The 18,614-nt window shown below is 71.4% G+C and carries 19 protein-coding genes; 11 read left to right on the top strand and 8 right to left on the bottom strand.

The annotated features are described in order from the left end of the window. Window positions 1-17 precede the first annotated feature (17 nt). The gene (locus tag ACZ5NH_RS31030) at window positions 18-533 is read left to right on the top strand and encodes a YbaK/EbsC family protein (RefSeq protein WP_468779889.1); all 516 of its coding nucleotides are present in this window, start codon (window positions 18-20) and stop codon (window positions 531-533) included. Window positions 534-567: 34 nt separating this feature from the next. Here the strand turns inward: ACZ5NH_RS31030 and ACZ5NH_RS31025 are convergent, their stop codons facing one another. Further along, window positions 568-1,251, bottom strand: a complete 684-nt coding sequence (locus ACZ5NH_RS31025) for a maleylpyruvate isomerase N-terminal domain-containing protein (RefSeq protein ID WP_468779887.1) — start codon at window positions 1,249-1,251, stop codon at window positions 568-570. Between the two features lie 36 nt (window positions 1,252-1,287). Beyond that, window positions 1,288-2,700, bottom strand: coding sequence for an arylsulfotransferase family protein (locus tag ACZ5NH_RS31020; protein WP_468779885.1), 1,413 nt, complete (start codon window positions 2,698-2,700; stop codon window positions 1,288-1,290). A gap of 574 nt (window positions 2,701-3,274) precedes the next feature. On the opposite strand from ACZ5NH_RS31020, the gene ACZ5NH_RS31015 reads away from it, so the two are divergent. Continuing rightward, a complete protein-coding gene (locus ACZ5NH_RS31015) occupies window positions 3,275-4,204 on the top strand; it encodes an NAD(P)-dependent oxidoreductase (RefSeq protein ID WP_468779883.1) in 930 nt (309 codons plus the stop codon). A 71-nt stretch (window positions 4,205-4,275) separates the two neighbouring features. After that, window positions 4,276-4,551, top strand: coding sequence for a DUF1876 domain-containing protein (locus ACZ5NH_RS31010; RefSeq protein ID WP_468779881.1), 276 nt, complete (start codon window positions 4,276-4,278; stop codon window positions 4,549-4,551). A 9-nt stretch (window positions 4,552-4,560) separates the two neighbouring features. On the opposite strand, the gene ACZ5NH_RS31005 is transcribed toward ACZ5NH_RS31010, so the two are convergent. From ACZ5NH_RS31005 to ACZ5NH_RS30995, 3 genes are all read right to left on the bottom strand, one after another. Beyond that, window positions 4,561-5,721: a serine hydrolase domain-containing protein gene (locus ACZ5NH_RS31005; RefSeq protein WP_468779953.1), complete on the bottom strand. Its 1,161-nt coding sequence runs from the start codon at window positions 5,719-5,721 to the stop codon at window positions 4,561-4,563. A gap of 83 nt (window positions 5,722-5,804) precedes the next feature. Then, window positions 5,805-6,269 carry an organic hydroperoxide resistance protein gene (locus ACZ5NH_RS31000; protein WP_451555894.1) on the bottom strand — a complete coding sequence of 155 codons (465 nt, stop codon included), beginning with the start codon at window positions 6,267-6,269 and terminating at the stop codon, window positions 5,805-5,807. A gap of 139 nt (window positions 6,270-6,408) precedes the next feature. Next, the gene (locus tag ACZ5NH_RS30995; RefSeq protein ID WP_468779879.1) at window positions 6,409-6,873 is read right to left on the bottom strand and encodes a MarR family winged helix-turn-helix transcriptional regulator; all 465 of its coding nucleotides are present in this window, start codon (window positions 6,871-6,873) and stop codon (window positions 6,409-6,411) included. Window positions 6,874-7,049: 176 nt separating this feature from the next. Between ACZ5NH_RS30995 and ACZ5NH_RS30990 the strand changes: the two genes are divergently transcribed. Further along, window positions 7,050-7,388, top strand: coding sequence for an SsgA family sporulation/cell division regulator (locus ACZ5NH_RS30990; RefSeq protein WP_388632186.1), 339 nt, complete (start codon window positions 7,050-7,052; stop codon window positions 7,386-7,388). Between the two features lie 45 nt (window positions 7,389-7,433). Here ACZ5NH_RS30990 and ACZ5NH_RS30985 read toward each other — a convergent pair whose 3' ends face one another. Both ACZ5NH_RS30985 and ACZ5NH_RS30980 read right to left on the bottom strand, forming a co-directional pair. Beyond that, on the bottom strand, window positions 7,434-9,101 hold the full coding sequence (locus ACZ5NH_RS30985; RefSeq protein ID WP_468779877.1) for a penicillin-binding transpeptidase domain-containing protein: 1,668 nt from the start codon (window positions 9,099-9,101) through the stop codon (window positions 7,434-7,436). 397 nt (window positions 9,102-9,498) lie between these two features. Then, window positions 9,499-9,852, bottom strand: a complete 354-nt coding sequence (locus tag ACZ5NH_RS30980; RefSeq protein ID WP_468779875.1) for a VOC family protein — start codon at window positions 9,850-9,852, stop codon at window positions 9,499-9,501. Between the two features lie 178 nt (window positions 9,853-10,030). On the opposite strand from ACZ5NH_RS30980, the gene ACZ5NH_RS30975 reads away from it, so the two are divergent. Then, window positions 10,031-10,804, top strand: coding sequence for a DUF4389 domain-containing protein (locus ACZ5NH_RS30975; protein ID WP_468779873.1), 774 nt, complete (start codon window positions 10,031-10,033; stop codon window positions 10,802-10,804). Between the two features lie 13 nt (window positions 10,805-10,817). Here ACZ5NH_RS30975 and ACZ5NH_RS30970 read toward each other — a convergent pair whose 3' ends face one another. Further along, on the bottom strand, window positions 10,818-12,566 hold the full coding sequence (locus ACZ5NH_RS30970) for a dolichyl-phosphate-mannose--protein mannosyltransferase (RefSeq protein ID WP_468779870.1): 1,749 nt from the start codon (window positions 12,564-12,566) through the stop codon (window positions 10,818-10,820). A 124-nt stretch (window positions 12,567-12,690) separates the two neighbouring features. Here ACZ5NH_RS30970 and rsmI point away from each other — a divergent pair, with 124 nt between their 5' ends. From rsmI to ACZ5NH_RS30940, 6 genes are all read left to right on the top strand, one after another. Beyond that, window positions 12,691-13,539, top strand: coding sequence for a 16S rRNA (cytidine(1402)-2'-O)-methyltransferase (rsmI, locus tag ACZ5NH_RS30965; RefSeq protein ID WP_468779868.1), 849 nt, complete (start codon window positions 12,691-12,693; stop codon window positions 13,537-13,539). Window positions 13,540-13,884: 345 nt separating this feature from the next. After that, window positions 13,885-14,286, top strand: a complete 402-nt coding sequence (locus ACZ5NH_RS30960) for a hypothetical protein (RefSeq protein WP_388632136.1) — start codon at window positions 13,885-13,887, stop codon at window positions 14,284-14,286. A 47-nt stretch (window positions 14,287-14,333) separates the two neighbouring features. Then, entirely contained in the window at window positions 14,334-15,230 is an 897-nt protein-coding gene (locus tag ACZ5NH_RS30955) for a TatD family hydrolase (RefSeq protein WP_388632134.1), read from the top strand. 151 nt (window positions 15,231-15,381) lie between these two features. Continuing rightward, window positions 15,382-16,734 carry a ubiquitin-like domain-containing protein gene (locus ACZ5NH_RS30950; RefSeq protein ID WP_468779865.1) on the top strand — a complete coding sequence of 451 codons (1,353 nt, stop codon included), beginning with the start codon at window positions 15,382-15,384 and terminating at the stop codon, window positions 16,732-16,734. Window positions 16,735-16,836: 102 nt separating this feature from the next. After that, window positions 16,837-17,706: a 16S rRNA (adenine(1518)-N(6)/adenine(1519)-N(6))-dimethyltransferase RsmA gene (gene rsmA, locus ACZ5NH_RS30945; protein WP_468779863.1), complete on the top strand. Its 870-nt coding sequence runs from the start codon at window positions 16,837-16,839 to the stop codon at window positions 17,704-17,706. Next, entirely contained in the window at window positions 17,703-18,596 is an 894-nt protein-coding gene (locus ACZ5NH_RS30940) for a 4-(cytidine 5'-diphospho)-2-C-methyl-D-erythritol kinase (RefSeq protein WP_468779861.1), read from the top strand. Before rsmA ends, ACZ5NH_RS30940 begins: the two co-directional genes overlap by 4 nt. The last annotated feature ends 18 nt before the right edge of the window (window positions 18,597-18,614 follow it).

Raw genomic sequence — 18,614 nt, 5'->3', positions numbered from 1 at the left:
GGCGTAGCGTGCCCGGCATGACGACGACAGCCGCCACTGACGCCGACGGGTCCGGAGCCCACCCCCGGTTCGCCGAAGCGCTCCGCGCGCTCGGCCTGGACGACGTGCTCGCACGGACCAGGAGGTTCCCGGAGGCCACCCGGACCGCGGCCGAGGCCGCCGCGGCCATCGGGTGCGAGCTCAGCCAGATCTGCAAGTCGCTGATCTTTGCCGCCGACGGGGTGCCGGTGCTGGTCCTCATGGACGGGGCCTCGCGCGTGGACGTGGACCGGGTGCGGGAGGAGCTGGGCGCCGGCCGGGTCACCCGGGCCGGCGCAGGCGTCGTACGCGAGACCACCGGGTACGCCATCGGCGGCGTGCCGCCCTTCGGGCACCGCACCCGCACGCGCGTCCTCGCCGACCGCTCGCTGCTCGCCCATGACGTGGTGTGGGCGGCCGCCGGAACACCGCACACCGTCTTCCCGATCGAGCCCAAGGCACTGGTGGCCCACGCCGGGGCCGACCTGGTGGACGTGCGCGAGCAGCGCACTTGACGGCTGTGGCCGCCGGCGTCTGCTGGCGACGTTCTCACCCCAGCGTGAGCCATCGGATGCCCAGGCGACCGACGTCCGATGCCTCCTCCCTCGTGATCGGCTCGCGCCCCGTCGCCTTGCGCAGGAAGCGGAGCTGATCCCAGCCCAGCTTCTCCAGCGCGGCTGCCCCGTCCGGGCCGAGCAGAAGGTCCTGCACCAAATCTGCGGCCTGGGAAGTCAGCCACGGCTCGCGCCCCAGGGCGTCGGCCAGGTCCAGGCCGTGCACGGCGACCTCGACCACGCGCGTCAACAGGAACTCCGACAGGAGCATCGGATCGCCGTGCCGGGTGCGCACCACACGCCCTTCGGGCTCGGCCCGGCACAGTCGGTCCACCTGTTGCCAGGTGGTGTCGAAGTCGTCGGCGAGCGCGGCACCGCTGAGCTGTTCGGCCGCGTGCACTTGGGCCAGAGCGATCCGAGCCGCGTCGGTGTCCGGAGCGAAACGGTCGTCGGGCCGGTAGTACTCCACCGCCGAGACCTCGGCGCGGGTCGGCGCCGGCGCCGCCAGCATGCCCGGCAGCCAGGCGATCACCACCCGGACATGAGCCAGCAAGTCGCGCACCTTCCACGGCGCACACCTCGTCGGCAGAAGCCATTCGGCGATCGAGACGCCGGTCATCGCCCGCGCGAGTTGACCCGCCTCAAGACGAAACGCTTCGACCACCCGCCCCTGATCCACGCGGATCAAGCTACCCGGCCTGGGGCAACCGGCTGTTCAGGGGGCTTGGATGAGTCCCACGACGCGTGAGGTCCCAAGCACCTTGCCCCGCGCATCGAGCGCCTTCACTTGGAAATACGGTCCGGGAGCGCTCGTGGTGACGGCTGTCTCGAATCCGGAGCGTGGGGCGTGTCCGACAACGACCGACAGGGAGTGGGGGTCGGACCCGGCCAGTACACGCCACGCTCTGGTCCGCGTCGAACCGTTCCAGGAGGCGTAGACGACGTTGCCCTCGGCGCCGGAGCGTGCCGCGGCACTCGGGGGGTAGTACGGAGTGCCGATCCATTCGTTCCGGAACGCCCGGTAGGAGATGTCGGAGCCCGGCAGTTCCGCGTCGTAGAGCAGGTTTCGCAAGCCGTTGCCCTGGGTGTTTCCCTCGCCCGCGTACTCGGAGTAGTACGGGCTCTGGCCCCATCCGATGAACTCGTTGCCGTTCGAAAGGGCCTGTGTGTTTCCCTGGGTCGGTGACTCGAGCGGAGGCTGGTGGTAGTAGGTCCTGTCCACGGTCGCCTTCCGGCTGCGGAAGTCGAGGTTGAGGATCAGGCCGTGCGACACCTGTTCGGGGGCGCCGTCGGGCAGGTCGCAGCAGCCGTCGTCGAACATGCTGATCCGGTGTCCCGGCCGGTACCGGGCATCGTGCTGCCAGTAGAAGTCCGCGTTGGGCCCGAAGGCGAAGTCGCTCTTCTTTCCTCCGATCTGATAGCGGATTCTCCCGGATCGCCTGGTGACGTCGTAGATCGCCCACATGTTCCGGGCCGAGATCAGCAGTCGGCCGTCAGGACCCTCGTCGACGGAGTTGATGTGGAAGGCATCCCACACGCCGTCGGACGACGACGCGCTGGACACCGGCTCCTCGGAATCCGCGGGGTCCAGGTGGTCCAGCGCGTTCCACGAGAAGAGCAGTCTGCCCGTGGCGAGGTCGACCTCCTGGACCTCGCTGTTCTCGATGGCGCCGTTCTTCGGCCCACCGTAGGGCGTGAGGTCCATGGGCACGGGCTTGGACGCGATGAACAGCGCGGTACCCCGGCGGGTCAGGGTGAACTCGTGCTCGTCCGGGTAGTAGCCGTGATGCGCGAAGACCGTCTTGAGCAGGCGGTAATGGGTGTCGTAGATGTAGTAGCACCCGCCCGGTTCCGGGGCACCCGCCGGCAGGTTCGTGTATGACGGCGGCAGGGCGAGGGTTCCCTGCCACCAGGTCAGCACCGGCTTTCCCCGGCCCCTGCGGCCGTCGTGATAGGTCTGGACCCTGATGTCGGCGTTCTGGAGGTTCACGGAGGGGAGCGGGCGGAACCAGACCGGATCACCGGAGTTGTCGTTGATCAACGCCCCGGTCTGGCCGATCATCCTGTCCGCGCTGAACGGGCCCACGAGGATGTCTCCGCGGGCCGTTCCCGGTCTGTTCGCGGTCACGGTCACCCGCATGGGGTGAAGGCCCGGCTCGGAGACGAAGCTCCACACATCGCTGCCCGAGAGGACCGGGGGCGGAGAACTTTTCGTCGGGGGGAAGGGCTCCGTCGCGCACAGGTGGTCGCCCGCTTGCGGCCTCGCCGCCGCCGGGGGCAGACCGATCGCGACGACGCACCCGGCCGCGAGCATGCCGGCCCCGACAGGGCGCCAGGACCGCCTTCGTGTCCGGCGAATCCGCAGCTGTCGCGTCGCCATGGCCGGCCTCCTGGGCTCCCGGCACCCTTTCCCCCTGGCGGTGCCACTGGTCTTCGAACGCTTCGTCCGGTTCACCCCTTTGACCCAGAAGGATCAAGAAGGGGGCATTCCTCGGGCGACGGTAAGCGACAAGAGCCGTCCGGACCTGCTGAAAGCCACGCAGGTAAGCCGTTCGGCAGACGCGGCCTCACCCGGACAGGCGGCGGTCACCCGGATCGCGGCCCCGGGCGGCTGGTGGGTCTCGGGGTGATGACGCATACCGGGTAGTCGGGTACCGGTAGTGAGAACCACCGGGCAGCAACCGGACGACAGGGAGCCGTCAATGACCGACAAGCCGACCGTCAGCGTTCTGGGCACCGGCATCATGGGGGCCGCGATGGCCCGGAACCTGTGCCGCGCCGGGCTCGAGGTCCGCGCGTGGAACCGTACGCGCGCGAAGGCCGAGCCGCTCGCCGCCGACGGCGCACGGATCGCCGGCACACCCGCGGAGGCCGTCGAGGGCGCCGACGTCGTCCTGACGATGCTGTACGACGGCAACACCGTCCTGGACGTCATGCGCGAGGCCGCACCGGCCCTGACCCCGGGCACGGTGTGGGTGCAGTGCACCACCGCCGGGATCGACCTGGTCACCGACCTGGCCGCCTTCGCGGGCGAGCACGGACTCGTCTTCTACGACGCACCCGTCCTCGGCACCAGGCAGCCCGCCGAGGCCGGTCAGCTGACCGTACTGGCCGCCGGGCCGCAGGAGGGGCGACAGACGGTCGCGCCCGTGTTCGACGCGGTCGGCGCGAAGACCATGTGGACCGGGTCCGACGGCGGCGCGGGCAGCGCCAGCCGGCTGAAGCTGGTGGCCAACAGCTGGGTGCTCTCGGTCACCGCGGCGACCGGGGAGGTGCTCGCCCTCGCCCGGGCCCTCGGCGTGGATCCGCAGGGGTTCTTCGAGCTCATCGAGGGCGGTCCGCTCGACATGGGATACCTGCGGGCGAAGTCCGCGCTGGTGCTCGACGGCAAGCTGACCCCGCCGTCGTTCGCGGTGGCCACCGCCGAGAAGGACGCCCGGCTCATCGTCCAGGCGGGCGAGCGCGGCGGGGTACGGCTGGACGTCGCCGCCGCGACCGCGCAGCGGTTCGCCCGTGCCGCCGCCCAGGGCCACGCGGACGAGGACATGGCCGCCGCGTACTTCGCCAGCTTCGACCAGGACGGGCGGCAGGAGGGAGGGAAGGGCGAGCAGAGCCGGACTCCGCGCGGGTGACGAGGCGTCGACATGACGGGGCGGGGTACCGGGGGGCACCCTGGAAGCAGCGGTTTTCGGAGGTGATCGTCATGACGCATACCGCTGTCGGATGGCATGTCGAGCTGGAGTTCAAGGAGGACGATCAGCACACGGATGCGGCGGCCCTGCTGCGCTTGCCCGACGGTACGGAGGTGCGGGCGCACGGGCACGCCACCCGGCACCGCGTCGACGCCAATCAGCCACGGGTCGGCGAGGAGGTGGCCGGCGCACGCGCCCTGAACGAGCTGGCCATGGAACTGCTGAGCAAGGCCCATGGCGAGATCGACGAGGCGTCCGGACGGATCTCGCACCCGATCAACGTGTGACGGCGCAACCTACGCGAGCGCCGCGCGTACCGCCCGTACCAGCGCCTGTGCCCTCGGGTCCGCCGTCACGCTCTTCCGGAAGCCGTTGGTGACATAGCCGAAGGCGATCCCGGTCTCCGGGTCGGCGAACGCGAGGGCGCCGCCCCGGCCCGGGTGGCCGAAGGAGCCGGGGGAGAGCAGCGGGGACGCAGCGCTGTGCAGCATGGGGCCGAGGCCGAACCGGGTGCCGACCACCAGGACCCGGTCCGGTCCGGCGGACTGCTCAGCGCGGGCCAGTTCCCCCGTCTCCGGCGTGAACAGCCGTCTGCCGCCGTCGACCTCGCCGATGAGCGAGGCGTAGAAGCGGGCCAGGCCCTCGGCCGTGGCGATGCCGTTGGACGCGGGCAGGGCGGCCGCGCGGTAGGCGGGGTCGTTCTCGTCGGGCAGCGGGGTGATCGCGGCGAACGCGCGCCGGGTCAGCGAGTCCGGGTCGGCGTAGGCCTCGGCCACCGCGCGCTTGGGGCGGGTCTTCAGGCCGCCCACGGCCTCGGCCGCCTCGACCGGGCCGACACGGCCCACGCGCGCGTGCTCCGACTCCGGCAGGCCGAGCCACAGGTCCGCGCCGACCGGGCCGGCGATCTCGTCCGCGATCCAGTCGCCGACCGGGCGTCCGGTGATCCGCCGGATCAGCTCGCCGGTGAGCCAGCTGTAGGTCTGGGCGTGGTAGCCGTGGTCCGTGCCCGGTTCCCACACCGGCGCCTGCGCGGCGACGGCCGCGGCGCCGAGATCGGGGTCGGCGGCCTCGGCGGGGGTCAGCGGGCGGTCCAGCACGGGCACACCCGCGCGGTGGGCGAGCAGGTGCCGGACGAGGGTGTGCTCCTTGCCGGCCGCCTTGTACTCGGGCCAGTACGCGCCGACCGGGGCGTCCAGGTCCAGTTCGCCGCGCTGGTGCAGGAGCAGCAGCGCGGCGGCGGCGACACCCTTGGTAGCGGAACGCACGATCTGCGCGGTCCCGGGCTCCCAGGGCGCCGTACCGTCCACATCCCTGGTGCCGGCCCACAGGTCGACGACCTTGTGCCCGTCGCGGTACACGGCGACGGCAGCGCCGCGCTCCCCGAGCAGCGCGAAGTTCGCCGCGAACGCCTCCCTGACCGGCTCGAAGCCCTCGGCCACTGCGCCGTTCACGTCCACGTCCGCCGTCCCTTCGGTCACTGTCCCATCGCCTGCGACTGTGGGTGCAACGCGGGCTGCGCGCCTGTGATTCCTCGGTGGGGTCAGCCCAGCAGGATCGTTACGTCGATGTTGCCGCGGGTGGCGTTGGAGTAGGGGCAGACCTCGTGCGCCGCGTCCACCAGCCGGGCCGCGACGTCCGCGTCCAGTACCGGCAGGGAGACGCTGAGGGCGACCGCGAGGCCGTAGCCGCGGTGCCTGTTCGGGCCGATGCCGACCTTGGCGGCGACCGTGGAGCCGGTCAGGTCGTAGCCCTCCCGGTTGCCGACGAGGATCAGCGCGTTGTGGAAACAGGAGCTGTAGCCGGCCGCGAACAGCTGTTCCGGGTTGGTGCCGTTGCCGTGGCCGCCCAGCTCCGGAGGCATCGCGACCTTCAGCTCGATCTGGCCGTCCTGGCTGGTGACATAGCCGTCGCGGCCGCCGTGGGCGGTGGCCTCGGCGACGTACATGATCTTCGTCGGACGGGTGTCGACGGTCGGACGGGTGTCGACAGCGGTGTCCTCGGTCATGGCCGGCCTCCCCCGGAACAAGTGGCGCACAAGTACATCGTGCACAAGGTACTGGCCGGTACGTCAGCGGGTGGCACCAGGGGCTGGCAACCGTGGGTAACGCGGGATCGGAGTGGGATCGGTGGACCGGCGCGGGGGATCAGCGCCGCTCGGCCGCCGCGTCGGCGCGCTCGGTGAGTTGCCACAACGCCTCGCGCAGGTACGCGACCTCCTGCGCGCCGAGGCCCGTCGTGGTGAGAAGGGCGCCGGGTATGCGTGCCGCGCGCTCCCTGAGTTGCTCTCCGCGCCCGGTGCACGCGACCAGTACCGAGCGCTCGTCGGCCGCCGCGCGCTCCCTGCGCACCAGGCCCGCCCCCTCCAGCCGCTTCAGCAACGGCGAGACGGTCCCGTAGTCCAGGCGCAGGGCGCGCGCCAGTTCCTTCACGCTGGTCTCGCCGCGCTCCCACAGCACCAGAAGCACGAGGTACTGCGGGTAGGTGAGTCCGAGGTCGTCCAGAAGTGGACGGTATCCGGCGGTCACGGCCCGCTGTGCGGCGTACAGCGCGAAGCACAGCTGGTCGTCCAGCAGCAGCGACCCCTCGGCGGCGCGGTCCTGGTTCGTCACGCACCCATTGTCACGGACTTGATCGAAGCCGAGCGGCGAGGACGGGAATCCATCCCGGGTAGACGAGTAGCGAGGTCTCGCATCCCGGCGAGGCGCAAATCGGAAAATATGGGACATTAGAGAGAAAGCGGAAGCGTGGCTTTCGGATAGGTCACTCAGGGTGAAAGGGCGATTCGATGTCTGTGGTCGAGCAGTACGCGCGCGCCCATATCGTCACGGACGAGGAGGACCCGGGGGCTGTACCGGTGGTGCTGCGATACGACCCCGACTCCGATCCACGGTCGGTCCGGGTCGGCCTGCCGGGCCCGCACGAGTGGACCTTCTCGCGCGCGCTGCTCGAACGGGGCCTGCGCGCACCGGTGGAGAGCGGCGCGGTACGGGTGTGGCCGTGCGGGCGTGTCCAGGCCGTCGTCGAGTTCCACTCCGACAACGGTGTCGAGGTGGTCCAGTTCGAGTCCAAGACGCTGGTGAGATTTCTGCGCCGGACGTACACCGCGGAGCCGGTACGGGCTTGAGGGGAGTCGGTACGGGCTTGAGGCGGGCTTGATCAGCTCGTCTGATCAGCCCATCTTCAGCAGGGTCGCCACGATCGGCCCGGCCGTGTCACCGCCGTGGCCGCCCGCCTGGACCACACCCGCGGCGGCCAGGTCGCCCTTGAACGCGGTGAACCAGCCGTTCGGCTTCTTCTGGCCGTCGACCTCGGCGGAGCCCGTCTTGGCGCCGTAGTCCCCGCTCATGCCCGCCATCGCCTTGGCCGCCGTGCCGTAGTCCGCCGTGAACCGCATGACCTGCTTCAGCTGGGACTGCGTCTTCGCGGACATGGTGCGCGACGCCTTCGCCAGCGTGCGGTGGTCCACCTCGGGGGACACCAGGTACGGCTGGTGGAAGGCGCCCGACTCCACCGTGGCCGCCACCGACGCCATGTTCAGCGGGTTCATGCGCACCCCGCCCTGCCCGATCAGCGAGGCGCCCATCTGCGCGCCGCTCTGCACCGGGACGGTGCCGTCGAAGGACGGGACGCCGATGGCCCAGTTGTTCATGGAGAGGCCGTAGACCTCCTGGGCCTCCTTCGTCAGGTCGCTGTTGGACAGCTTCGGCGCGAAGTCGATGAAGGCGTTGTTGCAGGAGGCCCCGAAGCTCTGCTCGAAGGTGCCCTTCTTGATCTCGGAGTCGCCGTCGTTGTGGAACGTCCAGCCGGCCAGCTTGTACGTCTTGGGGCAGGGGTGCGAGGCGTCCGGGGTGATGAGCTTCTTCTCGAACAGCATGGTCGACGTCACGATCTTCATCGTGGAGCCGGGGGCGAGGGAGCCCTGGAAGCCGACGTTGAAGCCGTGCTCGCTGTTGGCGACCGCGAGGATCTCGCCGGTCGAGGGCCGTACGACGACCACGGAGGCCTGCGAGCGCTTGCCGACCTGCTGCTCGGCTGCCGCCTGGAAGGTGGGACTCAGCGTCGTCTTCACCGTGCCCGGCGTGCCCTTGCTCAGCTCCACCAGCGTCTTGTCGGACAGCCCTGCCTTCTGCGAGGCCTTGCCGCGCACCACACGCAGCTCCACGCCCGCCTTGCCGCCCGCCGTCTTGCCGTACTTCTCCCGCAGACCGTCCAACACCGGCCCCAGGGACGGGTACTTGGCGGCCGTCACCTCGCCGCCGTCACGGTCCAGCGCCTTGATGGGCGGGGTGCCGGACTCGCCGGTGACGAGCGTGTCGCCGTCCTTCAGATCCGGGTGGACCACCGAGGAGTGCCAGTCGACCAGCGGCTTGCCGTCGCTCGCCCGCCGCACCACGGTGAACGAACTGCCGTACGCCAGCGGCTTGCTGAGGTTCCGGTACGACACCGTCGCCTTGACGGAGAACGGCACCTTGGCGCCCGTGGGCGTGCCGCCGGTGAGGGTGACGTCCTTCAGATGGGCGTCCTTGGTGTAGCCGGTCAGCAGCCCGGTGGCGGCGGAGGCGTCGTCGGTCGCGGCGGCCGCCTCGCCGATCCTGCCCTGCTGCCACGCGGTGAGGAAGCGGGTGGAGGCGGTGCGGATCTCGGCGGCGCTGAGCGGGCCGGTCTTGACGGCCTTGTGGTCGGCCGAGGCGGACGTCCGCTCGTCGGCGGCGGCACCGCCGTCGGTCAGCACGTAGCCGGCGAAGCCGGCACCGCCGACGGCGAGGACGATCACCCCGCCGACCAGGGCGGGACCGGGACTCATGCGTCGCTCGGCGACGCGCCTTCTCTTGCCCACAGCCTCAGATCCTCCGTGCCTTCCCCAGGGTCCCCGTAGCCCTCACACTCCCCAACGACGGCACTCACGATAAGGTCCCCGCCTCGGCGGGTGATGTCCGGGGCAAATCCGTAGCACGCTTGCGACAATTCACGGCCGCTCCCGGTTCGCGTGGATTCGGGTCAGGGTGTGTACCGGAGCGATCGCCTTGATCGTCGAGCCCGCGCTCATCCCCTTCGGCGTGGTGGGCACGGGGGTGCGAGTCCTGATCGTGGTGGCGTGGTGGGGTCATCGGCGACGACTTCCGCGGCTGAACATCGGGCGTACAGCGGCCCCGCACCGGATCGCCGGGGCGGGGCCGTCGTCATGCATGCGGTGGACTCGGACGCTGTCCCCGTCCGGCCGATGCGTTTGAGCCTCACTGACGCCGCTGGCCGAGGACACAGAATTCGTTGCCCTCGGGGTCTGCCAGGACAACCCACGACTGCTCACCCTGGCCGATGTCGACACGCTGTGCGCCATGAGCCAGCAGACGAGCCACCTCGGCGTCCTGGTCATCGGGCCTGAAGTCGAGGTGCAGCCGGCTCTTGGCCTTCTTGCTCTCGTCGAGCCGGACGAAGTCCAACCCCGGCAGGCGATCCGGCGCCGGGCGGATCTCGAACTCCTCATCGGTGGAGTGGACCACGACCCAGCCAAGAGCCTCCGCCCACCACTGCCCCAGAGCTACCGGGTCCTCCGAGTGAACGATTACCTGTTCCCATTCCAAGGTCATCCGCAGACCTTAGCCCGCCAGGATGTCGAGCAATGGCTCCGGCGCCGGGGCGGTTCGCACCCTCAACTGCGAGCACCCCGGTCACCCGGTTGGCCCTCACCGCGCGTGCACCGGGCCGACCGGCGTGATCCTGAAGCTCTGAGCCGAGCGACAGGCGCGGACCTGACAGGAGCTGGCTATGGCAGACCACACGTGGGCGCCGCACCCCGCTCCCCCGCCGGAGGTACTCCCGGAGTTGGATCTCCCCGAGCCCGGCCGGCAGCGCCGCTGGACCGTGCTGCTGCGCTGGCTCCTGGTGATCCCCCAATACATCGCCCTGCTCTTCCTGTGGATCGCCGCGTCCGTCGTCATGGTCGTCGGCTGGTTCGCCGCCCTGATCACCGGACGGCTGCCCGAACCGATCGCCTCGTTCCTGACCGGCTACCTCGTCTACTCGACCCGCGTCACCGCCTACGCGATGCTGTTGGTCGACGCCTACCCGCCGTTCGCCTTCCTGGCGCCCGACCACCCCGTCCAGGTCGAGGTCCATCCCGGGAAGCTCAACCGCCTCGCCGTCCTGTTCCGCATCATTCTGCTCATCCCCGCCGCCGTCGTCGTGGAGCTGCTCATCCTCGGCTGGTACGTGATCTGCCCCGTCTTCTGGGTCATGGTGCTGATCCGCGGCCGGATGCCGCGCCCGCTGTTCGAGGCGACCGCCGCGACCGCCCGCTACGACATGCGTCTGTACGCCTACCTGATGATGCTCACCGCGGCCTACCCCAAGCGGCTGTTCGGCGACGCGCCCGCCCCCGGCGAGCAACCCCGCTCAGCTACCCGCCCGCTGCTGCTCAGCGGCGCGGGCAAAGCCCTGGTCGTCGTGTTCCTCGTCCTTGGGGCCGTGCTCTTGATCTTCGACGAATTCATCAGCGCCACCTACGACACCAGCACCACCTCACAGGCGCCACCGCCCTGACGCGCCTGCCCGGCTAGACCCAGGTGTCCAACCACATCCGCGACCGCCAGCTGTCGATCGGGATCGCCGTGCCCGTGTACAGCGGCCAGAAGTAGATGAAGTTCCAGGTGATCAGCAGGACCAGGACGCCCGCCGCCGACGCGCCGATCACTCGGCGGGTGTCGGAGGAGCCCGGTGGGCCGATGATCGCGCCGATCAGCATGGCCACCGCCAGGCACAGGAACGGCACGAAGACGACCGCGTAGAAGAGGAAGATCGTCCGCTCCTGGTACAGGAACCAGGGCAGGTACCCCGCCGCGATGCCGCACGCGATGGCACCGGCGCGCCAGTCGCGGCGGAACCCCCACCGCCACAGCACGTACAGGATCGCGAAGCAGGCCGCCCACCACAGCAGCGGCGTGCCGATCGCCAGCACCTCACGGGCGCACTTCTGGCCCGCGTCCGCCGGGCAGCCGTCGGCGCCGGGGTTCGGTGACTCGTAGAAGTACGACACCGGGCGGCCCAGCACGATCCAGCTCCACGGGTTGGACTGGTAGGTGTGCGGGGAGGTCAGGCCGACGTGGAACTTGTACACCTCGTGCTCGTAGTGCCACAGGCTGCGCAGCCAGTCCGGCAGGAAGGTCCAGCTGCCGCCCCTGCCGTCGGTGGCCGCCCAGTTGCGGAAGTAGCCGCCGGTGCCGTCCGCCGGGGAGAGGATCCAGCCGAGCCAGGAGAGCAGATAGACCGCGATCGCCACCGGCACCGTCGCCAGGAAGGCGATGCCCGTGTCGTACTTCAGGGCCGCCGTGTACGGGTGCCGCGCGCCGGCCGTCTTGCGCGCCCCCACGTCCCACAGCACCGCCATCACACAGAAGGCGGCCAGGATGTACAGGCCGTTCCACTTGGTGCCGATGGCCAGGCCCAGCATCAGCCCGGCCATCCAGCGCCATGGGCGCAGGCCGAAACGGAACCTGTCGGCGACGTGCCAGTCCGGGCGGACCCGGCCGTCGGCGGCCACGGGCAGCGCCGCGGCCAGCCTCTCCCGCGACCGGTCCCGGTCGATGACCAGACAGCCGAACGCGGCCACCACGAAGAACATGAGCACGCCGTCGAGCAGCGAGGTCCGGCTCATCACGAAGTGCAGGCCGTCCACCGCCATCAGCGTGCCCGCCAGGCAGCCGAGGAACGTCGAGCGGAACAGCCGGCGCCCGATCCGGCACAGCAGCAGCACGCTCAGCGTCCCGAGCAGCGCCGTCATGAACCGCCAGCCGAACGGGTCGAACCCGAACATCAGCTCGCCGAGCCCGATGACGTACTTGCCGACCGGCGGATGCACGACGTACGCCGCGTCCGTCGGGATGGCGAGGTGGCCGTGCGTCCGCAGCACCAGGTCGTTGGCGTTCTTGTCCCAGTTGACCTCGAAACCACGGTGGACGAGCGCCCAGGCGTCCTTGGCGTAGTACGTCTCGTCGAATATCACCGCACGCGGGCTGCCCAGGTTCCAGAACCGCATCAGGCCCGCCATCAGCGTCACCAGCAGTGGACCGCCCCAGCCTGACCAGCGGGTGATCCGCTCGGCGAGGACCGGCGGCACGCCGAGCACCTGCCACAGCCGGGGGCCCGGCTCGGCGTACGGGGGCACCAGCCGGCCGCGTACGTCGCCCGAGGGCGCGTCCTTGGCCGGTACGTACCCGAATCGGCGCAGCCGCTGCTGCCACGACGGCCGCTGGTCGTGCGGCGCCTGGCCCTGCCGGAGGTCCATGGAGGACGCGGTACTGGTCACTCGCGCCATGGTAGGGAACCGTTCTGTGCGCGTCCCGTGCATGTGGGGTACCGGTCGGGATGTGGTCGTTCTCCCGGGTGCGGGGGCGGGCCGCGCGAGGGCCGGGGGCTGGGAGGATGGGGGTGTGACTGGAATCCTTGTCCTGGCAGGTACCCCCATCGGCGACATCGCGGACGCGCCGCCCCGGCTGGCCGAGGAGCTCGCCGGCGCCGACGTGGTCGCCGCCGAGGACACCCGGCGGCTGCGCCGGCTCACCCAGGCCCTCGGCGTCACGCTCAAGGGCCGCGTCGTGTCGTACTTCGAGGGCAACGAGTCCGCCCGTACGCCGGAACTCGTCGAGGAACTGCTCGGCGGCGCGCGCGTGCTGCTCGTGACCGACGCCGGGATGCCGTCCGTCTCCGACCCGGGCTACCGGCTGGTCGCGGCCGCGGTGGAGAAGGACATCCGGGTCACCGCCGTTCCGGGGCCGTCTGCCGTGCTCACCGCGCTCGCGCTGTCCGGGCTGCCCGTCGACCGCTTCTGCTTCGAGGGCTTCCTGCCGCGCAAGGCCGGCGAGCGCCTGTCCCGGCTCCGGGAGGTCGCGGCAGAGCGGCGCACGCTGGTCTACTTCGAGGCCCCGCACCGGCTCGACGACACCCTCGCCGCCATGGCCGAGGTCTTCGGCGCGGACCGGCGGGCCGCCGTGTGCCGGGAGCTGACCAAGACGTACGAGGAGGTACGGCGCGGCCGGCTGGCCGAGCTGGCGGAGTGGGCCGCGGAGGGGGTCCGCGGGGAGATCACCGTGGTGGTCGAGGGGGCGCCGGAGCGTGCTCCCGAGGAACTGGACGACGAGGAGCTCGTACGGCGGGTACGCGCGCGTGAGGAGGCGGGGGAGCGGCGCAAGGAGGCGATCGCGGCGGTGGCCGTGGAGGCGGGGGTGCCGAAGCGGATTGTTTTTGACGCGGTAGTTGCAGCGAAGCGTTCCGCTGGGTGAGCCGGGGCCGGGCAGCGCCGTGAGGGCTTTGGTTTCGCGGCGGACCGCGGGTCCGTCGTGGCTTGTCGCACAGTTCTCCGCGCCCCTTGCGGGGCGCTGCCCCCGGCCTGCCTGACAACCCCTCTGAGCAGGGCTGTTCTCGGGTGAGCGGGCGGGCCATGGGACGGCAAAGGGCTGTCGCCGATGGCAAAGGGAAACGCCGCCGATCGGGGCCTTTTCTGCAAGGAAGACTCAAATCGCTGCCAACACTCGACAGCCCTGGTGCGTTCGCGCTGGTGAAGGCGTCCACTGGTTGAAGAGACGCCCCGTTGCGGGGCGTTTGTCCAGCGGACAAGAGGAGCTGGCATGAGCGAGATCGCAGGGCAGACCGGCCTCCGTGGTACGCCCACCGCCGTCGTTCACGAGTCGTACTCGTTCGCCTGTATGCGATGCGGCCACGGCTGGGAGCAGTCGTACGAGATAGAGCACCACACGGACGCCGACGGGCATCAGTTCGTGCTGTACGTGGCCGACGGCCGGGTCGTGCCGTCGCCGCTGAGCCGGCCCGGCTGCCACAACTGCGACGGTCATGTCGTGCGGATCATGCGTGCGGGGCAGGTCTCCTCGGTGCGCGGGGTCGCCGGGCACCACCACGCCGTGCCGCAGGCGGGCCCGGTCGAGGCCCCTCAGGTGCCCGCGGAGCCCCGCGAACCGCACCACTGGCACCTGTCCGATCTTCTGCACCCGTTCCAGCGCAAGGCCGGCTGAGCGGATCACCGGACGGTGCCGGCATGGCCCTTTCGTAGGATCGGGGCATGCCTTCGAACGCCGGCCAGACCTCCAAGGGCGACAAGAACGCCGCACCGCCGCTTCCGCCGCCGCTGCGGGTTCCGGTCGCCGACTCGCACACCCACCTCGACATGCAGTCCGGCACGGTCGAGGAGGGCCTCGCGAAGGCCGCGTCGGTGGGGGTGACGACCGTCGTCCAGGTCGGCTGCGACATCAAGGGCTCGCAGTGGGCCGCCGAGATCGCCGCCGCCCACGACAGCGTCCACGCCACCGTCGCCCTCCACCCCAACGAGGCCCCGCGCATCGTCCACGGCGACCCCGACGGCTGGTCGCGGCAGGGCGCCCGGGAGCCGGGCGGCGAGACGGCGCTCGACGAGGCCCTCGCCGAGATCGACCGGCTCGCCGCGCTGCCCCAGGTGAAGGGCGTCGGCGAGACGGGGCTGGACCACTTCCGCACCGGCCCGGGGGGCAAGGCGGCGCAGGAGCGGTCCTTCCGCGCCCACATCGAGATCGCCAAGCGGCACGGCAAGGCACTCGTCATCCACGACCGGGAGGCGCACGCCGACGTCCTGCGTGTCCTGAAGGAGGAGGGCGCCCCCGAGCGCACCGTCTTCCACTGCTACTCCGGCGACGCGGAGATGGCGGAGATCTGCGCCCGCGAGGGCTACTTCATGTCCTTCGCCGGCAACGTCACCTTCAAGAACGCCCAGAACCTGCGGGACGCCCTCGCCGTCGCCCCGCTGGAGCTGGTCCTCGTGGAGACCGACGCGCCCTTCCTGACCCCGGCGCCGTACCGCGGGCGCCCCAACGCGCCGTATCTGATCCCGGTGACCGTGCGCGCGATGGCCGCCGTGCGCGGCATCGACGAGGACGCGCTGGCCACGGCCCTCGCCGCCAGCACCGCCCGCGCCTTCGGCTACTGAGTTCCGCGGTCCGCCGAGTCCGCGTTCGAGTGCTGGGCGCACGCTCGACGGGCAACAGTGCGTAGTCGCGTCGCTTTGGAGAGTGACGACCGCTCCGCTAGGTTCTGGGGGCCCGATCCGGACCCCTCTGGCATCTCTGGAGCGTGTCGGCGTGAGCAAGTCGCAGTACGAGACGTACGAGCCGTACGGCCATGACACCTCCGTGCACAACGCGGAGACGCTGCCCTGTGGGCTGTACCGGGACACCTACCGGCCCGCTTACGAGGCGCAGGCCTACTTCGTCACCGAGCCGGTGCCGTCCCGCCAGGTGGTGAGCGTGCCCGAGCCGGTGCACGCGGAGGACCCCGGACCACCCGAGGGCGTGGACGGGGATGCCGGACGCCGGCGCAGGTCCCGTTGCGCCGAGCGCCACGAGTCCGCCGTGCGCCGTCTGCTGCCGCAGGCGCTGGTCGTGGCCTTCCTCGCCGGCGGCACCACCGCGTTCGTCGCCCAGGACAAGGCGATCGAGCTGACCGTCGACGGCCGGCCGCGCACCCTGCACACCTTCGCCGACGACGTGCACGAGCTGCTCACCGAGCAGGGCGTGCGCGTGGGGGTGCACGACATGGTCGCGCCCGCCCCCGGCACGGCGCTCAGCAGCGGAGACGCCGTCGCCGTGCGCTACGGGCGCCCCGTCCGGCTCACTCTGGACGGCACGCGGCGCGAGGTGTGGACGACGGCGCACACCGTGGAAGGGGCGCTGGACGAGCTGGGGGTGCGTGCGGAGGGTGCGTACCTGTCCGCCTCGCGCTCCCAGCCCATCGGACGCTCCGGGCTCGCGCTCGACGTGCGCACCGAGCGCGCCGTCACGATCATGGCCGACGGCCGGACCCGGTCCATCCGCACCAACGCGGCCACCGTCCGCGAGGCCGTCGAGGAGGCCGGGATCGGCCTGAACGGCCAGGACACCACCTCCGTCCCGCCCGACAGCTTCCCCCGGGACGGGCAGACGGTGACCGTGCTCCGGATCAGCGGCATGCGGGAGGTCCGCGAGGAGCAGATCCCGTTCGAGACCGAGCGGACCGAGGACCCCACCCTCTTCAAGGGCACCGAGGTCGTCGCGCAGCCCGGGCAGCCCGGCCTGCGCCGCGACACCTACCTCCTGCGCACCGTCAACGGGGTCCGCGACAGACCGCACCGGGAGACCTCCGAGGTGGTGCGCGAGCCGCGCAAACAGATCGTGAAGGTGGGCACCAAGCCCCTGCCGGCCTTCGCGGACGGCGGCGACGACCTCAACTGGCACCGTCTGGCCGCCTGCGAGTCCGGCGGGCGCCCGGACGCGGTCGACCCCTCCGGCACCTACGGGGGCCTCTACCAGTTCGACGCCCACACCTGGCACAGCCTCGGCGGCTCCGGCCGCCCCCAGGACGCCTCGGCGGCGGAACAGACCTTCCGCGCGAAGAAGCTGTACCGGCGGCGGGGGTCGGCGCCTTGGCCGCACTGCGGGAGACGGCTGCACGGTTAGCCCCGCTGCGGGGCGCGGTTGCATGGTCAGCCCCCCCTTCGGGGCGCTCGCGGCGCCGGGCACCTGGCGAACCGGTCGGGCAGACCCCCGTACCCTTGTCCCGTGAGCAGCCCCACCCCCGACGCCCTCCTCGGCCCCGCCGACATCCGTGAGCTGGCGGCAGCGCTCGGTGTCCGACCCACCAAGCAGCGCGGCCAGAACTTCGTGATCGACGCCAACACGGTCCGCCGTATCGTCCGCACCGCCGAGGTCCGCCCCGACGACGTGGTTGTCGAGGTCGGCCCGGGGCTCGGCTCCCTCACGCTCGCGCTGCTGGAGGTCGCCGACCGGGTCACCGCGGTCGAGATCGACGACGTGCTCGCCGCGGCCCTGCCCACGACCATCGGGGCGCGCATGCCGGCGCGCGCCGACCGGTTCGCGCTCGTCCACTCCGACGCGATGCACGTCACCGAACTGCCCGGCCCCCCGCCGACCGCGCTGGTGGCGAACCTGCCCTACAACGTCGCCGTACCCGTGCTGCTGCACATGCTCGACACCTTCCCGAGCATCGAGCGCACCCTCGTCATGGTGCAGTCCGAGGTCGCCGACCGCCTCGCCGCCGCACCCGGCTCGAAGGTGTACGGCGTGCCGTCGGTGAAGGCCAACTGGTACGCCGAGGTGAAGCGGGCCGGGGCGATCGGCCGTAACGTCTTCTGGCCCGCGCCGAACGTCGACAGCGGCTTGGTCTCGCTGGTCCGCCGGGCCGAGCCGATCAAGACGACGGCCTCCAGGAGGGAGGTCTTCGCGGTCGTCGACGCGGCCTTCGCGCAGCGTCGCAAGACCCTGCGGGCGGCGCTCGCCGGCTGGGCCGGGTCCGCCGCCGCGGCCGAGGCAGCGCTGGTCGCGGCCGGGGTCTCGCCGCAGGCGCGCGGGGAGTCGCTGACGGTGGAGGAGTTCGCGCGGATCGCCGAGCACAAGGAGTCCGGCAAGTGAGCGTCACGGTACGGGTCCCGGCCAAGGTCAACGTCCAGCTCGCGGTCGGTGCCGCGCGCCCCGACGGCTTCCACGACCTCGCCAACGTCTTCCTCGCGGTCGGCCTGTACGACGAGGTGACGGTGACCCCGGCGGAGGAACTCCGGATCACCTGCGCGGGCCCGGACGCCGCCGAGGTCCCCCTGGACCGCACGAATCTCGCCGCACGCGCCGCGATCGCGCTGGCCGCGCGCCGGGGCATCGAACCGAACGTCCACATCCACATCGCCAAGGACATCCCGGTCGCCGGTGGCATGGCGGGCGGCAGCGCGGACGGCGCGGGCGCGCTGCTCGCCTGCAACACACTGTGGGGCACGGGGGCTTCGCGGGCCGAACTGCTCGCCATCTGCGCCGAGTTGGGGAGCGATGTCCCGTTCAGCCTGGTCGGCGGCGCCGCACTCGGCGTCGGCCGGGGCGAGCGACTGACCGCACTGGAGGTCGGCGGCACCTTCCACTGGGTGTTCGCGATGGCCGGGCGCGGGCTGTCCACCCCGGCCGTCTTCCGCGAGTTCGACCGGCTGGCACAGGGGCGGGAGATCCCCGAGCCGGTGGCCTCGGCGGACCTGCTGGAGGCGCTGGCGAAGGGCGACGTGGAGGCGCTGGCGGCTTCCGTCTCCAACGACCTTCAGCCCCCGGCCCTGTCCCTGTTCCCGGAGCTGGCGGACACCCTGGAGGCGGGGCGCGGGGCGGGCGCGCCGGCCGCGCTGGTCTCCGGGTCCGGGCCTACGACGGCGTTCCTCGCGCGTGATGCCGGGTCGGCGGAGAAGGTGGCGGCGGTGCTGCGGGCGTCCGGCACGTGCAGATCGGTGCGGACCGCGGCGGGGCCGGTGGCGGGGGCGACGGTTCTCTGACGGCGGGGCTCGGAGGGT

This window comes from Streptomyces sp. NPDC031426, assembly GCF_055581585.1.
This window is presented reverse-complemented; position numbering and strand designations above follow the sequence as displayed.

Bases quoted from the DNA above. Each gene is read 5' to 3' on its own strand.
- ACZ5NH_RS31030 (WP_468779889.1), top strand. From the start codon at position 18: ATGACGACGACAGCCGCCACTGACGCCGACGGGTCCGGAGCCCACCCC.
- ACZ5NH_RS31015 (WP_468779883.1), top strand. From the start codon at position 3,275: ATGACCGACAAGCCGACCGTCAGCGTTCTGGGCACCGGCATCATGGGG.
- ACZ5NH_RS31010 (WP_468779881.1), top strand. From the start codon at position 4,276: ATGACGCATACCGCTGTCGGATGGCATGTCGAGCTGGAGTTCAAGGAG.
- ACZ5NH_RS31000 (WP_451555894.1), bottom strand. From the start codon at position 6,269: ATGACCGAGGACACCGCTGTCGACACCCGTCCGACCGTCGACACCCGT.
- ACZ5NH_RS30990 (WP_388632186.1), top strand. From the start codon at position 7,050: ATGTCTGTGGTCGAGCAGTACGCGCGCGCCCATATCGTCACGGACGAG.
- ACZ5NH_RS30980 (WP_468779875.1), bottom strand. From the start codon at position 9,852: ATGACCTTGGAATGGGAACAGGTAATCGTTCACTCGGAGGACCCGGTA.
- ACZ5NH_RS30975 (WP_468779873.1), top strand. From the start codon at position 10,031: ATGGCAGACCACACGTGGGCGCCGCACCCCGCTCCCCCGCCGGAGGTA.
- ACZ5NH_RS30960 (WP_388632136.1), top strand. From the start codon at position 13,885: ATGAGCGAGATCGCAGGGCAGACCGGCCTCCGTGGTACGCCCACCGCC.
- ACZ5NH_RS30955 (WP_388632134.1), top strand. From the start codon at position 14,334: ATGCCTTCGAACGCCGGCCAGACCTCCAAGGGCGACAAGAACGCCGCA.